Source organism: Fusibacter sp. 3D3, assembly GCF_001748365.1.
Taxonomy (GTDB): domain Bacteria; phylum Bacillota; class Clostridia; order Peptostreptococcales; family Acidaminobacteraceae; genus Fusibacter_A.
The window spans coordinates 210,071-224,532 of sequence record NZ_BDHH01000004.1; the positions used below are offsets into that span (position 1 = coordinate 210,071).

Sequence of the window (14,462 nt, forward strand, 5' to 3'; positions counted from 1 at the left end):
ATCTGCCTCCTCTAATCTAACCTATGGTCCCTTCTAATTCTAAGTTGATCAAATTGTTGAGTTCCACAGCATACTCAAGAGGGAGTTCCTTTGTAATCGGCTCCACAAACCCCCTAACAATCATCGCCTTAGCTTCCGCTTCACTAATCCCTCTACTCATGAGATAAAAAATCGTGTCATCGCTGATTCGACCAATTTTAGCTTCATGACCAATATCCACTTTTGCGTTACCGATCTCAATGATAGGAAGCGTATCCGACTTGGACTGATTATCCAGCATTAACGACTCGCAATTGACCGTGGACTTCACATTAATGGCATTTGGAGTCACTCTGAGTAACCCCCTATAAAAGGCATGACCACCATCTTTTGAAATGGATTTAGAATTCACGATTGAAGTGGTGTTAGGCGCAGCGTGAACCACCTTAGTGCCCGTATCTAAATACTGCCCTTTAGCCGCAAAAGTAATACCTGTAAATTCAGACGACGCACCTTCACCTTTTAAAATGCTCATGGGATAAAGCATGGAAACTTTCGAACCAAACGACCCTGATACCCATTCTATTTTGCCATTCTTCTCAACCATGCACCGCTTTGTATTGAGATTGTACATATTTCTCGACCAGTTTTCAATCGTACTGTATCTGAGCTTAGCCCCTTCCTTGACAAAGAGTTCCACAGCCCCTGCATGCAAATTTTGAACGGAATACTTGGGTGCCGAACAACCTTCAATAAAATGGAGACTGGCATTTTTTTCAACCACGATGAGCGTATGCTCAAATTGTCCCGCACCCTTAGCATTGAGTCTAAAGTAGGATTGCAATGGAAAATCCACCTCTATTCCCTCGGGGACATAGACGAACGACCCTCCAGACCACACGGCACCGTGCAGCGCAGAAAACTTATGATCTCTATTGGTAATCATCGTCATAAAATATTTTCTAACAATACCTTCATATGATTTAACTGCAGAATCCATATCTGTATAAACGACGCCTTTGGCCTTTAAATCATCTCTCATGGAATGATAGACCACTTCTGAATCATATTGCGCCCCAACACCTGCAAGTGACTTTCTCTCAGCTTCTGGGATGCCCAATCGGTCAAATGTCTGCTTAATGTCATCTGGCACATCATCCCAAGACGTACTCATCCCCGTGTTCGGTCTTACATAATGGACAATATTGTCCATATCCAGTTCGCTTAAATCTGCTCCCCATGTGGGCATCGGTTTGGCATTAAAAATTTCAAGCGATTTTAATCTATAATCAAGCATCCACGCAGGCTCATCTTTCTCTCTTGAAATCTCTCGGATGATCTCCTCCGTTAAACCTTTCGCCGCTTTATATTTATGATCTTCTCTATTAATTATATCGTAGACTCCACGATCTACTTCCTCAATATAAGATTTCTTTGCCATATCATCACCACTCTCTTTGTTCATAGCCTTTAGACTCAATCTCCTCAGCTAAAGACACATCACCACTTCTAACGATTCTACCATCCACGAGAACATGTACATAATCAGGCGTGATATAGCTGAGAATCTTGTTGTAATGCGTAATAATTAAAATGGCGTTATCTGCACTAGATAACTTCTGAACACTTTCATAGACCACTCTGATCGCATCAATATCAAGCCCTGAATCCGTCTCATCTAAAATAGCAAGCTTAGGCTTTAACACAGCCATCTGGAGAATTTCATTTTTCTTCTTTTCACCACCAGAAAAGCCTTGATTGAGATATCTTTCAAGATATTTGGAATCCATATTGAGCATTTCCATGTTGCTTTGGAGTTCTTTTTTAAAAGAAAGCGCCATGGGCATAATACCTGCAACTTCCTTTTTAGCCGTCCGAAGGAAGTTTTCAACAGTTACGCCTGGAACTTCCTCTGGATATTGAAACGATAGAAAAAGGCCTGTTTTAGCGCGTTCATCTACTTTCATAGCCAGTAAATCTTTGCTCATAAAAGTCACTTCACCCGCATCTACTGTATGAGCTGGATGACCCATTAAAACATTGGCTAGCGTCGATTTACCCGCACCGTTTGGGCCCATAATCACATGTATCTCCCCTGCTTTAATATCAAGATTGATGCCTTTAAGAATTTGTTGCCCTGCCACACTTGATTTCAAATCGCGTATTTTTATTATATCTGATGTCATATTCAACCTCCATTTATATCCTATCATTTTAATCGGGATTACTTTTATCTACATCGTACTCCTTTTTGAAAAAGGCGTCAACGCTATTTAGGATCATTCACAAAAGATTTACTTTTAGCCTTATCTCTATTATGCCCCTGCTGCATCGCATAAAAAAACCCGAATGCTGGTCAAGACAATGATCCAGCTTCGAGTTTTCGACTTTTCAGTATTTGCTTCTTGTCACTTTATTATGCCACCTGACACTTATGTTCTTTTATAATATCGTGAAGATGCGATGGCGATTTTAAAACATAATCTGGTTGTAGCATCATGATCGCTTCATCCCCTATATTACTCCAGCCAACAATTGCATTAGGAATCTCTGCATTTTTTGCCGCATAGATATCACTTGCAGTATCCCCAATATAGATCACTTCATGATTTTCAAGATTCATGAGTTCCATAACCTTTTGAATCCCCTCTGGAGACGGCTTGGTCTCTTCCACGTCATCTCTCGTAATCACGTATTCAAAGTAAGTTTCAATCCCCAAATGCTTGAGTCCCATGTCAAGAGAAGCCGTGCTGTTATTAGAGACAATTGCAAGTCTCACCCCTTGTTCATAAAGGCTTTTGATTAATCGGATCATCCCAGGAAACGCACAGGTTTTTGCATTGTGATGATGTGTATACCATATTTTAAAATGATTGCTCATCAACTGCCATTTGTGAGGATTAATATAAGCCATTTGATCTTCTAACGTTTTTCCAATAAGCGCTCGATGTTCTTCTGCAACCAATTTGTATCCTCTGTATCTCTGTGCAAAATTATTTAAGCCCTCTTTAATAAGTTCATTCGTATTGATAATTGTGCCATCAAAATCAAATATAACTGCATTCATAATCTTTGCCTCCCAAACTCTGCTCTTCATCTACTTCTATCATAATCAAGATATGGCATTAAATTGCCATGAGTTCCTCGATGTTTACTCTGAATTCACATTGAATAAGTACATGATATATCAGCAACATCAAAAGCAGATTAAGGAAACTTTAAGTTTTTGTTTATTTCTTGCTTACTTTTAACCAACATTGGTAGTAGTCAATACGGTCAAATTCTCCAGTATGCTTTGTCGTGCCAGCTATTTCGATAAAGTCAAATGTCAATGTGATTATAGCACCGCTCGATGTTGCAAATTCAAGTGTTTGGCTACTTTCATTCTCTTCATATGCTTTTCTTGCAAGTGCATCTACATCGAGTTCCCCTGCAAGGAAGCCATCCACTGTCAATTTCATTCTTGCAACCGAATCCCCTTTTCCAGAAGGCGCCGTTTTCCCAGAAGGATCCGTTTTTTCAAGTACCACATGATCTTCATATAAATTATAGGATACAGTATCATATCGATTAATCATCACGACATAGTCGACATCTCTAACCTCTATAGGCGTATTCTGATCCTCTACAAAGGATTTATTAAAATAATTCTGATTTTCATAACGTGAATATTGATTTTTGAGCTCAAACCCCAAATATTGATCTGCATGTTCCAGATCAAAACCCTCAGGTAATAGTGCAATTTCATCTACCTCATAATGGTTCACAAGGTAATTTAAACTGCTAGAAATCAGCTCTTGTTGTTCGTCCGAAACCACATCTGGTGTTACCCATGCTTTTTCATTCAATGTGTACCCCGCTTCGATCAAATGGTTTTCAAGCCTTCCCATCTGTTCTTTAAGAACCACTTTATTCCAAGAAAACATACCAAAAAAACTCACTGTAAGCATGCATATCGCCACGATGTAAAGCGGTATAGAAACATCTCTTTTCTTAATTGGCAAAAGTACATACGCCATTACAAGATAAATCATTGCCACAACTGAAAGATATCTTGCCATGGTAAGACCATAATAATGAATTCTAATACCCATTGCTATGGCGAGCATCACCATAGGCACAACCATCGCAACCGAAAAAATCTTCATGTACGAATTGAGCCATGGCACTTCATTTCTTAAATCCTTTACACTAAAAAGTGTTAAGAAACTCAACAATGCATACCAGAGCACCAAATTGCCGATAAGCCCTTCTGGGAGGGTTTGAAGCACAAGCAATCTAACAAAATAGGCATACAAGATCAAAGTATAAATCGACTGAATGGGCACTAATATATAGAGCAGTAGTGTTTTAAAAATCTTTGAAAAAGCTTCTGGCTTTTCTTGATGCTGAGCTTCAGGTAAACTGCCTAAAAAATAGGGTACACCAAAAAAACCGGAAACACAAAAGAATAAATCTGCTGGTAATTCCGATGGAAAATGGAGTTCAAATAAGCTCTCTATAGAAAAAAACACCGCATTAAGTCCAAGATAGAGTACAAATGCATACAAAGCCGTTAAGAAGAATTTACCTGCACGCTCTACCAACGCAAGGGAAAGTCCTTCTCGCTTCGGAAAATAGGGCACTAAGAAAAACACCGCATAGAGCAATGTCAATAATACAAAATACTGGCTCCAAAAAAAATCCGGTTTAAACTCTGGAATCACAAGATAGTAACTTACTAAAAAACCCACTGTCAAAATAACCTGAATGCCTAAGTTTAGCCTTACCGTTTTTTCGTAACACAATTTCAGTATGGCCGAAAAAGGCATTGCAAGCGCAAATACCATAAGATAGTTTTGATAATCGTCAGGATGATTGGCATGAACAGAAATAATCAAAAGCATTACGAGTACACTCGTCATAAGGAGCGTCAATGGAAAGCGCTCAATGGATTGTTTCATGATCCCCAACGCATTTCCTAACCATTTTCCTAATTTATGAATTAAGTTTTTCATTTTGCATTCCTTTCTTGTAACGGTTGTATAAATCCTAAAAAGTGCTAAAATAAAATAGAATTATAGTTTAAATGGAGGTATTATTATGCTCGAATTATTTATCAAAAACATAAAAATTGATGCTGAAGGTCGTATTGTCATCGCTATACATGATCAATTTTCTGAATATCTAATTAAAGACGATTCTAAAAAAATGATCAAGGAGACACTTGAAAAAATATTGACCACTGACTTCGTCAAATTAGAAGTTGCTAAAACCAGTGCTCGTGTCACGGTCGCAGAAGGTCAGTCGGAAACCTGTAAACAGCTGATTGAAGCAGAAATGAAAAAAGCTGCTGAAATGGCCGCAGCATTCATGTCCCAAATGAACCAAGGCCAAGAGTCTTAGTTTCGATTGCTTTGAACTTAATTATAAACAAACTCGAATTAAAATAGGATTAAAATTGACCTATAATTAGATTAACCCCAGAAACAGCTTTAGCGATGTAGAAGATCAAACTTCACGTAAAAGCCCTCTGGGGTTTTTTTAGGATCACAAATATTATATGCAGAAATGACTGCATCATCCAAATCTAAATTGCTTCAAGCTCCACTTGATCTGAGCCCAACCCAATCTCAACAGCATGTTTAATCGTCACTCTACCCGCATCAAAAATAGGGTGTCCATGTTCTCTTTGGAGCATATCAAGACATGCTGTATCAATCGCCACAGGATCTTTAGAAGCAAATACGCCAATATCTTTAGCAACAGGCTCCATATGTTGTCCCATGCAATCACACTCTTCAGTGACATTGATCAAGAAGGTGATATAAATATTATCCTTACCGAGCTGTGCGCCATATGCATATTCAGCTACTTTTTCTTTGAAGTTTTCGCCACTCCAATCGTTCTGTATAGCGCCAACTGGACACACGGCTATACAACCTGCACAACCCACACACTTTTCTGGAATAATAACCGCTTTTTCACCGAGTTCAATCGCATCCACATCACATTTTTGAACACATAAGCCACAAGCTATACATCTAGAAGCCTTTACCACAGGACTAATCCCAGAATGTTGTGCAAGTTTTCCGCCTCTTGCTGCAAATCCCATAGCCAACTGCTTCATAGCACCACCAAAGCCAGCCATACCGTGACCTTTAAAATGACTCGTCACCACAAACTGGTCATAATTAGAAAATTCTCGTCCTATTTTGCAAGTTTCAAAAAAAGACTTATGAATCTCAATTTCATCATAAGCTTCCCCATGATCACCATCTGCGATAATGATCGGAAGCGCTGTGAAACCATGTTCTTTTGCCAGCGCAATATGGCTTTCTCTAGTGGTTCTTGAACCTCTATAGAGCACATTTGTCTCTATGAAAGACGGCTTAATTTTATTTTTTTTTAGCGTCTCTATGATGCCCTCATAGCACACAGCGGGTACAAACGTGGTATTGCCCTTTTCTCCAAAATGGACCTTGATTGGGACCTCTTTTGAGAACACATGAGCCGTTGACTCTATTATTTTTTCAAACAACACCTTTGCCGCCAAGCTCAGTGCCTCTGAATCGTTACTGATCACCCTTTTAAAATAAACTTTACTCATCTCTATTCTATCCTCATTTCCAGCTTATAAATTTAACCTAATTTCATCAATTGTGCCACTCTAGATTGAAGTGCATTGGACCAGTTCGGATCTGTGGCATAACGCTTGCCAATATCATCTACCGAAGTACCATTATAATACTTGCCAGAAGGATCCGTATAATTTTCTGATAAATACTGCGCCACCTTATCTATGCTATCACTTTTACTGGTAAACTGGGTAGCACTGGCATACGGACTGGCATCATAAGCCTTAAATCCAAAGAGATTGTTTTTATCTTGAGAAATTCGGCTCGTTCCAAACCCAGACTCGTGTATGGCAAGCCCCGTTAAAAACCATGCATTAATCCCATATTTTTGCTCTGCCAAGGCGAAATCACTTCCCAAACCCTCCAAAGCTGTTCCCATCAATTTCTCGTTTAAAACTTCTGCCGATACGCCACTTTTAATCATCACATTTTGAGCATTAAAGCCCTGATCTTCAGCATTTATACCACTTGAATTTTGAACAGACTGCATAGGCGAAGCTGTTTTCACATTCAATTTATTTTCCAATATCGATTGAAATCTAGCTTGAGCATCGTAATAACTCTTGCTAGGCCCAATCTGACTTGGACCACTTTGAATGCCAGGCATATTGATTTTAAAACTCATCTAAATCACTTCCTTATACAAAACATATCATCTCCATACTGTCTTCACATTTCAGCAGTATAGTGTCCTCATAGAAGAAAACAACAAAACACACTTTGATGTGTTGATTGATTAAAGGAGATGCTCTTATGAAAAAGACAACATTGCCATGTATGAAGCCTTCTTAAAAGAAGACCTTCCATCAGATGTTAAAGCTGTAATTGGATCCCTTGGAAATGCTTCTGAAAACCATTTAAGCGCTTTTAACAATCAAGTCGAAAGAGGTTCAAACTTTAGACGCAGTCGCTAGTATGCTTCCCTTTTATCTCATAGTTTTCGTCCCGCTTGGAGTAGGCGTAATCAACCTGCTCCAAGCGGTTAGACGAAAACGGGATCCGGTAAAACAAATGCTCAGTGGACAACGATCCAATAGAGCATTCTTTTTTTAAAAATCTGAGTCCCTTCTACATAAAATCAACTTCATAGGACATTTCAGCCACGTGTGAAATCGTCTGATAGATAGAACAATATTCTGTTGCAAGTTTAGCCGCTTGTGTCAGCCCTAATTCTTTTTCGGCATTTATGACCGTAAACTTTACATTGACCCATTTTAATGTGGTTGGCACCTCTGTTCTCTTTTCTCCTGTCACAAGAAGTTCTATGCGTTCAAATCCAATTCTCTTTTTCTTTGCTATGCCCAAGAACGTAGCGTATAAACAAGAACCAAGTGCCCCTAAGAGCATATCATAAGGCGCTAGCATGCCCTCTTCACCACCAATTAGAGCTGTCCCATGAGGTGCAATAAGTGCGCCTTCAAACTCGTTTGAAAATTTTAAAAGTATCTCTTTAGTATCCATTTCGTGTCCCTACCTTTTTATTCTATCATACCATATTATAACGATTGATTTCTACTACAAACCTATGATATACTATTTTTACCCCCCTCACACCGGGGTAACGCATGTATTAAAGGAGCTTATATGTCAAAACTAATCCCCTATCGCCAATGGATTCAACTTTTTTTCGGCTTTATCACCGTAACTGCAATTTTCACTTTTAACATCAGTTTGTGGCTTATCTTTGGTCTTGCAAGCGTACTTGGTGTTATTATGGGTAAAACTTTTTGTAAATGGATGTGCCCTATGGGCTTTATCATGGAACGGATGACTAAAGGTATGTCTGCCGACCAATCTGCTCAACATATGTATAATTATTATAAAGTAGGATGTCCCATTTCTTGGGCTCAGGGCTTTTTTAATAAATATAGTTTATTTAAGATCCAAACGGCTAAAAATTCATGTACATCTTGTGGTCTTTGTGATAAAACTTGTTACATTACAAAAATGGATAAAAACTATAGTTTTTATAAAGCTCAAAAGAGCACTCCTAGTGAAGCTTTTAATTGCTCCAAATGCTTAAAATGCGTCGAAGTTTGTCCTACAAATAGTATTGAAATTAAATCAAGCTTTGGATCCCATTAATCGATAAACGCTTTAAAGAGGGGGTGTTGTTCATCTAGTTTTCTAGATGAATAACACCCCCCTTTCATTTTTTTGAATTATCCTCTAAAAATATGGTAAACTCTATACAAGTTATCTTTTATATCTAAATTGATTTGGAGGTTCTCTTGCAATCTAAAAACAACAAAAAATCATTTACAACTATAAAAAAGCGTTTTTTGATCTATCTGCTGATTATCATTCTTGGTGTCAGCTCTATCTTTATCATATCGATCTATGCTGGTGAAATCCTTAAAACCAATGCAAAAGTCATTAATATATTGGGCAAGCAACGTATGTTGACACAGTCTCTCTCAAAAAATTCCAATCGACTTTATGTCATTAATCAAGAACTGAATTCCGAGATGCCTATTCAAACAGATGAAATTTTAAGACAAAAGCTTTTAATCATAAAGCGAACACTTCTCGAGGATGCAAACAGCTATCAATCTGTCTATGAAAATCTGATCACCGGCACTATCGCTTTGGAAGATCAACTTATAAAAATTCCAAAGCGTTTGTTAAAAGAGATTGAACCTGAGCTCAATTCCATAATAGATATTTGGAGCACTTTTGATCAATCTATTCAAGACGTCATCGAATTTAATTACGAGAGTTTTGAATTTAAAGATGCGCTTGTCTATATTAATGAAAACAACGAGGCACTTCTCTTGCATTCTGATTCAATGTTTCAAGTATTTGAAGATCATATGATTCATCAATACGAAATTTATAGAAACTTGACTTATTTACTTATGGGGTTTGTTATTATCCTCACCAGTTTCTTAATGTATCAAATGTACTCTGATCTCTTTAAAGCTTTAAATGTTTTTTATAGACATATTGATAACCTCGGACTCGAACATGATCATTCTCATAGTTTGAATCAGGGGAATGCAATTGCAGATGAAGTGGAATCCATGTTTGTGGGTTTTACAGAGACATTAGAACTCACCGAAAAAATTAATACCTACGATTCTTTTACAGACACGCTTCATTATATCTATAAATCATTTAATCATTTTTTACCCTATTCCTACATTGGCATTGCATTGCTCAAAAATAGTAACCCCACAAAAGTTATCGCCTCTTATGGCATTTCAGAACACGCTCATCAAGGGCTTTCCGAAGCGCTTCTCGGGTACGAAGTGCTCTTATCTGAAACAAGTTTAGAGCAGATCATGATTCTCAAAGAGCCTAGAATCATCAACGACTTTGAAGCCTATTTTTTGGATCGACCTATCAAAAAATACAGTCAAATTCTGTTGGATCATGGTGTAAAAGCCTCTATCACCTTACCACTTAAAGCCAATGGGAAACCTCTCGGATTTATATTTTTCTCAAGTGATCACCTCAATGTCTACCAGAAAAAACATATAGAATATTTAAAAATCATCAGCAACTCCATTGCCCTATCTTTTCAAAAAAATATATTTGTGGACGATTTAGTTTACTCCAGCGTCCTCGCTCTTGCAAAGTTAAGCGAAGCCCGAGATGAAGATACTGGTGAACATTTAGTACGCATGAGCAGTTACGTGAATATCATTGCCAAAACTTTAAAAGAAAATCCTAAATATAAAGAAATTCTCACAACCGCCTATATCACTGACCTTGTAAAATTTAGCCCAATGCACGATATCGGCAAAGTTGGAATACCCGATTATATTTTGCTTAAGCCGGGTAAACTCACAAAAGAAGAATTCGAAATCATGAAAACACATACGATTTATGGCGCTAATGTCTTAATCGAAGCTGAAGAAAATGTAAAGAATAAAGGGCGAAGCCTCTTTGCTATGGGGATCGACATTGCCCAAAATCATCACGAAAAATATGACGGTTCTGGTTATCCCGCTGGGATTTCGGGCGAAAAAATTCCACTATGTGCTCGTATTGTAACCGTTGCAGATGTATTTGATGCTTTACTGTCAAAAAGACCTTACAAGGAACCTTTCTCTTTGGAAGAAACATTAAAAATCATTAGGGATGGTCGAGATAAGCACTTTGACCCCGATATCGTCGACGCTTTATTTGAGAGCTTAGAGGATCTTATTGTAGTAAAAAATAAATTTGACCAAGTTCATTCTTGAGAACAATTGTAATTATCACAAAACGATAAAGTGGCCTATTCATTAAGTATTTTAGGTGTGAAAAAAACAGAAATAGTTTTTTTAAAAAAAGATTCCTCAAATAATTTCGTTTGTTGAAACGACCTTTATTGAGGAATCTTTGCTTTTTTTCAAGCTTTTATCAAGTTATCTCATTTCCCGACAGCCCCTTCTTCTTTATAAACCCGTGTAATCGAATATGACAATCCTAATATCACCCAAAATAGGATAGATACATGGACGTTTGAATCTGAAAAAAATGAGGCGATTAAAAACGAAAATATTGAAGCTGTGAAGCCATAGAGTAAGACTTGATGATAATTCTTTTCTAATTCAAATTGTACTCTGCGAGATTTGATCACACTGAACACATTTTTAAAATTATAAAATACAAGCGCTAAGAATATGGCCAGTGAGATTAATCCAGTAGAAATTGCAATCTGGATGTATAAATTGTGTGGTTTATCCACAAGCATATTGGTTGTATTATAGGCGCGATATTTGCCCACGTAATCATTTTGAGGAAAGGCGAGCGCAAACGTCTCTGGCCCAGATCCTAAAAGAGGTCGTTTTAATATGACTGGTAAGGATCTTGACCATATATAGCCTCTAGCAGACCCCAATCTTTCCATACCTGAAAATCCAAAAATTTCTGGAACCTGTAGCTCTGTGTACTTTCCATATATATTTTTGTATTTCAATTGCATCGCGTCATATCCAAAAATCCAAGGTACGTTGTCAATTAAAACGACCAAATTCATCGCGTCATTATCTGGATACAAAAATAACGATATATCTTTAAGCTTTTCATCATCAAAATAAGCGTGCCCTTCTGAGTTTATACCACTAGGATAAACAGGTTGATCCTCTAAATAATATTTTAGAATCCAGTTATCACTTGCATGATTTATAATATCTATTTTAAATAATTGTTCATTGTATCCAATTGTAATGTTATTCTCCCCAAGTTCAATACTTTCAAGCGCACTGGCCGCATGGGTATCGGTTATAATTTGTTTAAATCGAGCCATCATAAAGCCATTAGAATACCACTCGATGCCCACTACTGCCAAAAGGATGATGAGCATTAGGCCGACAAAGGTTTTCTTCTTCTTAAATATTATTTTAAAATTTAGAATGATAAATAGGGGAACTCCCACAATCACGCCTACAATACCACCTCTTGAAATGGAACCAAAGAGATTGAACACGATCATAAAACTAGCGAGTAAATAAATCCACTTGAGCCATTTTCTTTTCTCATAGAGAAAAAGCGTCATAAATAAAGGTAAGCTCAAAGCAATATAAAGGCCCACATAATTGCTGTGATAAAGGGTTTGAAATATTGCCGTGTACTCAAATGATTTTGTCAAATCAAAATTGAGATCTTTAATAGCACCTGAAGTAATCAAGGGCTTCATTTGTTCATTAAAAATGAGATCGATCCCATTGTATTGACAGATTCCGATAATACTCAGCACTATATTGGAAATTAAAAATGCAAATATGACCTTTCTGAGCAGCTCCTCCTTCCAAGTAAATGCAGAGCAAAGTAAGAATACACCCAAATAGGATAACAACACGAATACGTTTTCATAACGTTCTAAAAAGCCGTGCACGGATGTATACATAGAGATCGAGAACACCGTTGACAATATAATCAATACCCCATAAGATGATGCCATTATATTTGAAGCTTTTACAAATTGATTAACCCCAATCACACGCCAATAATAATAACTGATCAGCATCAAAGACAATATCCCCGCCAAAACGATTGCCTCTGACTTAATCATAGCGAATACGTCAAAGAATTCTGTTTGATTCACATACCAAGAATATTGATCCATTGGATACTCAACTGGTATAATTCTAACCAGTAGTGGTATAACAGACATCGAAAAAATGATAACCGCCAATACCAAGGTATCCAAAACTGGATGGTCATTTATTTTTTTCTTTTTAGATTGCTGTTTAAACTGTTTTTTAGATTGCATACGGACTCCTTATTATGTTTATTGTCAAATTCAGTTTATCACATAATTAAGCATTGATTAATAGCCTTTACAGAAATTCACAACAATATCTATTAAGATCTAAAAAGTTTTCTATCGAGGTTCTCATTAAGAGATTTTTTAGTCTCTTTTTGAGAATTTTATTTTTATTGCATTCCTAATTTGCTTTTCAGTCTCATTTTAAGACAGAAACAGACCGATTTCATTGGCATCATCCTTGCAACTCATATAATTAACAGTAATAAATCTCAATTAAGGGAGTGTGAAAACCGATGAATACATTTAAGAACAATCCAAAGGCAATTCAAGACTTGATCTTATCAACACTTCAAAAGGAAGTCGTCCCTGCAATGGGATGTACAGAACCGGTTGCCGTTGCGCTGGCAGTAGCAAAAGCAAAAGAACTTTTGAAAGATATGCGTGATCTTAAAGAAATTAACGTATCTGTCAGTCCAAATATCTATAAAAATGGACTCGCAGTAGGTATTCCAGGCACGAGAGAAGTTGGGCTCGCTATTGCGGCTGCACTCGGCTATACAAGTGGTAAAAGTGAAAATGATTTAAAAGTGCTTTCCACTGTAACTGATCAAGATGTACAAATCGCCAAAGACCTTATTGTCAAAGGCATACTCAAGCTAGATATCAAAGATACACCTCATAAAATTGACATTGAAGTTACCATAAAAACGGTAACCAGTACCGCTAAAGTGATCATTATGCACCGTCATAACCAATTTGTATTCTTGTCGACAGATCAACAAGTTATACTCGATCACATCGACAATAACACCTGTACTGCTGAAGAAAATCCACTCTTCAATTTGTCAGTATCAACCCTGATCGAAAACATTGAGCACATGAACCTTGATTCACTTGCCTTTTTAATAGAAGGTGCCACCATGAATCGGAGTGTTGCAGAATATGGTTTGACACATCAATCTGGTATGCAAGTTGGACGTACCCTTAAAAATTCAAAAGCGCTTACAGACGACCTATCCACACGCGCTATGATTTTAACAGCAGGGGCTTCTGATGCAAGAATGGACGGAGTCAGTTTGCCTGTAATGAGTTCAAATGGCAGTGGTAACAATGGTCTCACCGCCATTCTCCCCATTGTTGCCTATAGTGAACTCCATCCCGTTGATGATGATCATCTTGCCAAAGCCATCGCCATGAGCCATATTGTCAACAGTTACATCAAAAATGCCATCGGTAGATTATCCGCTTTATGTGGATGTGGCGTGGCTGCTGGTACAGGTGCATCCGTTGGTCTCGCTTGGCTCATGGGTGCCACACAAGAACAGCTTGGCAGTACGATCAAGAACATGCTTGCCAATACCAGCGGCATGATTTGTGATGGCGCAAAAGTAGGCTGTTCGCTAAAACTCGCAACATCCGCTCAAGCAGCAGTTCAATCCGCAATTCTATCCATCGCAGACATATGTGTTCCCACTTTTAACGGCATTATCGGAGACACCGTTGAAAGAACTATTGATAATTTGCGTATACTCTCTAATGAAGGCATGATGAAAACAGATGAAGTCATGCTCAGCATTATGAAACAAATGCAATCCGAAATACTGACTCAATCCATTTAAATCAAATCGCTTAAGTCCCCTCTTGCGATTTGAGATTAATGATAT

At 37.7% G+C, this 14,462-nt stretch carries 13 protein-coding genes; 5 read left to right on the forward strand and 8 right to left on the reverse strand.

Annotated elements, in window-relative coordinates; all coding sequences use genetic code 11:
• Positions 1-16 precede the first annotated feature (16 nt).
• The 4 genes from sufB to F3D3_RS06795 all read right to left on the reverse strand — a co-directional run bounded on the left by sufB (position 17) and on the right by F3D3_RS06795 (position 4,976).
• Complete coding sequence (sufB, locus tag F3D3_RS06780; protein WP_304456022.1) at positions 17-1,444, reverse strand: Fe-S cluster assembly protein SufB; 1,428 nt, start codon at positions 1,442-1,444, stop codon at positions 17-19.
• The gene (sufC, locus tag F3D3_RS06785) at positions 1,425-2,165 is read right to left on the reverse strand and encodes a Fe-S cluster assembly ATPase SufC (RefSeq protein WP_069872379.1); all 741 of its coding nucleotides are present in this window, start codon (positions 2,163-2,165) and stop codon (positions 1,425-1,427) included. The genes sufB and sufC overlap by 20 nt, the downstream gene beginning before the upstream one ends.
• Before the next feature lie 230 nt (positions 2,166-2,395).
• Entirely contained in the window at positions 2,396-3,046 is a 651-nt protein-coding gene (locus F3D3_RS06790; RefSeq protein WP_069872381.1) for an HAD family hydrolase, read from the reverse strand.
• A 163-nt stretch (positions 3,047-3,209) separates the two neighbouring features.
• A complete protein-coding gene (locus F3D3_RS06795) occupies positions 3,210-4,976 on the reverse strand; it encodes a DUF4153 domain-containing protein (protein WP_069872383.1) in 1,767 nt (588 codons plus the stop codon).
• A gap of 85 nt (positions 4,977-5,061) precedes the next feature.
• Between F3D3_RS06795 and F3D3_RS06800 the strand changes: the two genes are divergently transcribed.
• Positions 5,062-5,364, forward strand: a complete 303-nt coding sequence (locus tag F3D3_RS06800) for a hypothetical protein (protein ID WP_069872384.1) — start codon at positions 5,062-5,064, stop codon at positions 5,362-5,364.
• Between the two features lie 184 nt (positions 5,365-5,548).
• Here the strand turns inward: F3D3_RS06800 and F3D3_RS06805 are convergent, their stop codons facing one another.
• Positions 5,549-6,568, reverse strand: coding sequence for a DUF362 domain-containing protein (locus tag F3D3_RS06805; RefSeq protein WP_069872386.1), 1,020 nt, complete (start codon positions 6,566-6,568; stop codon positions 5,549-5,551).
• 32 nt (positions 6,569-6,600) lie between these two features.
• The gene (locus F3D3_RS06810) at positions 6,601-7,221 is read right to left on the reverse strand and encodes a glucosaminidase domain-containing protein (RefSeq protein WP_084388872.1); all 621 of its coding nucleotides are present in this window, start codon (positions 7,219-7,221) and stop codon (positions 6,601-6,603) included.
• Positions 7,222-7,369: 148 nt separating this feature from the next.
• On the opposite strand from F3D3_RS06810, the gene F3D3_RS24070 reads away from it, so the two are divergent.
• Positions 7,370-7,510, forward strand: coding sequence for a hypothetical protein (locus F3D3_RS24070; protein WP_175438317.1), 141 nt, complete (start codon positions 7,370-7,372; stop codon positions 7,508-7,510).
• A gap of 154 nt (positions 7,511-7,664) precedes the next feature.
• Here F3D3_RS24070 and F3D3_RS06815 read toward each other — a convergent pair whose 3' ends face one another.
• Entirely contained in the window at positions 7,665-8,057 is a 393-nt protein-coding gene (locus F3D3_RS06815) for an OsmC family protein (RefSeq protein ID WP_069872387.1), read from the reverse strand.
• 123 nt (positions 8,058-8,180) lie between these two features.
• On the opposite strand from F3D3_RS06815, the gene F3D3_RS06820 reads away from it, so the two are divergent.
• Both F3D3_RS06820 and F3D3_RS06825 read left to right on the forward strand, forming a co-directional pair.
• Entirely contained in the window at positions 8,181-8,681 is a 501-nt protein-coding gene (locus F3D3_RS06820; protein ID WP_069872389.1) for a 4Fe-4S binding protein, read from the forward strand.
• Between the two features lie 146 nt (positions 8,682-8,827).
• On the forward strand, positions 8,828-10,786 hold the full coding sequence (locus F3D3_RS06825) for an HD domain-containing phosphohydrolase (RefSeq protein ID WP_069872391.1): 1,959 nt from the start codon (positions 8,828-8,830) through the stop codon (positions 10,784-10,786).
• Between the two features lie 170 nt (positions 10,787-10,956).
• On the opposite strand, the gene F3D3_RS06830 is transcribed toward F3D3_RS06825, so the two are convergent.
• Complete coding sequence (locus F3D3_RS06830; protein WP_069872393.1) at positions 10,957-12,801, reverse strand: O-antigen ligase; 1,845 nt, start codon at positions 12,799-12,801, stop codon at positions 10,957-10,959.
• Between the two features lie 290 nt (positions 12,802-13,091).
• Between F3D3_RS06830 and F3D3_RS06835 the strand changes: the two genes are divergently transcribed.
• Positions 13,092-14,417, forward strand: coding sequence for a serine dehydratase subunit alpha family protein (locus F3D3_RS06835; protein WP_069872394.1), 1,326 nt, complete (start codon positions 13,092-13,094; stop codon positions 14,415-14,417).
• Positions 14,418-14,462: the final 45 nt, after the last annotated feature.

Coding starts and splice junctions, on each gene's coding strand:
- sufB (WP_304456022.1), bottom strand. CDS start 1,444: ATGAACAAAGAGAGTGGTGATGATATGGCAAAGAAATCTTATATTGAG.
- sufC (WP_069872379.1), bottom strand. CDS start 2,165: ATGACATCAGATATAATAAAAATACGCGATTTGAAATCAAGTGTGGCA.
- F3D3_RS06790 (WP_069872381.1), bottom strand. CDS start 3,046: ATGAATGCAGTTATATTTGATTTTGATGGCACAATTATCAATACGAAT.
- F3D3_RS06795 (WP_069872383.1), bottom strand. CDS start 4,976: ATGAAAAACTTAATTCATAAATTAGGAAAATGGTTAGGAAATGCGTTG.
- F3D3_RS06800 (WP_069872384.1), top strand. CDS start 5,062: ATGCTCGAATTATTTATCAAAAACATAAAAATTGATGCTGAAGGTCGT.
- F3D3_RS06805 (WP_069872386.1), bottom strand. CDS start 6,568: ATGAGTAAAGTTTATTTTAAAAGGGTGATCAGTAACGATTCAGAGGCA.
- F3D3_RS06810 (WP_084388872.1), bottom strand. CDS start 7,221: ATGAGTTTTAAAATCAATATGCCTGGCATTCAAAGTGGTCCAAGTCAG.
- F3D3_RS24070 (WP_175438317.1), top strand. CDS start 7,370: ATGTATGAAGCCTTCTTAAAAGAAGACCTTCCATCAGATGTTAAAGCT.
- F3D3_RS06815 (WP_069872387.1), bottom strand. CDS start 8,057: ATGGATACTAAAGAGATACTTTTAAAATTTTCAAACGAGTTTGAAGGC.
- F3D3_RS06820 (WP_069872389.1), top strand. CDS start 8,181: ATGTCAAAACTAATCCCCTATCGCCAATGGATTCAACTTTTTTTCGGC.
- F3D3_RS06830 (WP_069872393.1), bottom strand. CDS start 12,801: ATGCAATCTAAAAAACAGTTTAAACAGCAATCTAAAAAGAAAAAAATA.
- F3D3_RS06835 (WP_069872394.1), top strand. CDS start 13,092: ATGAATACATTTAAGAACAATCCAAAGGCAATTCAAGACTTGATCTTA.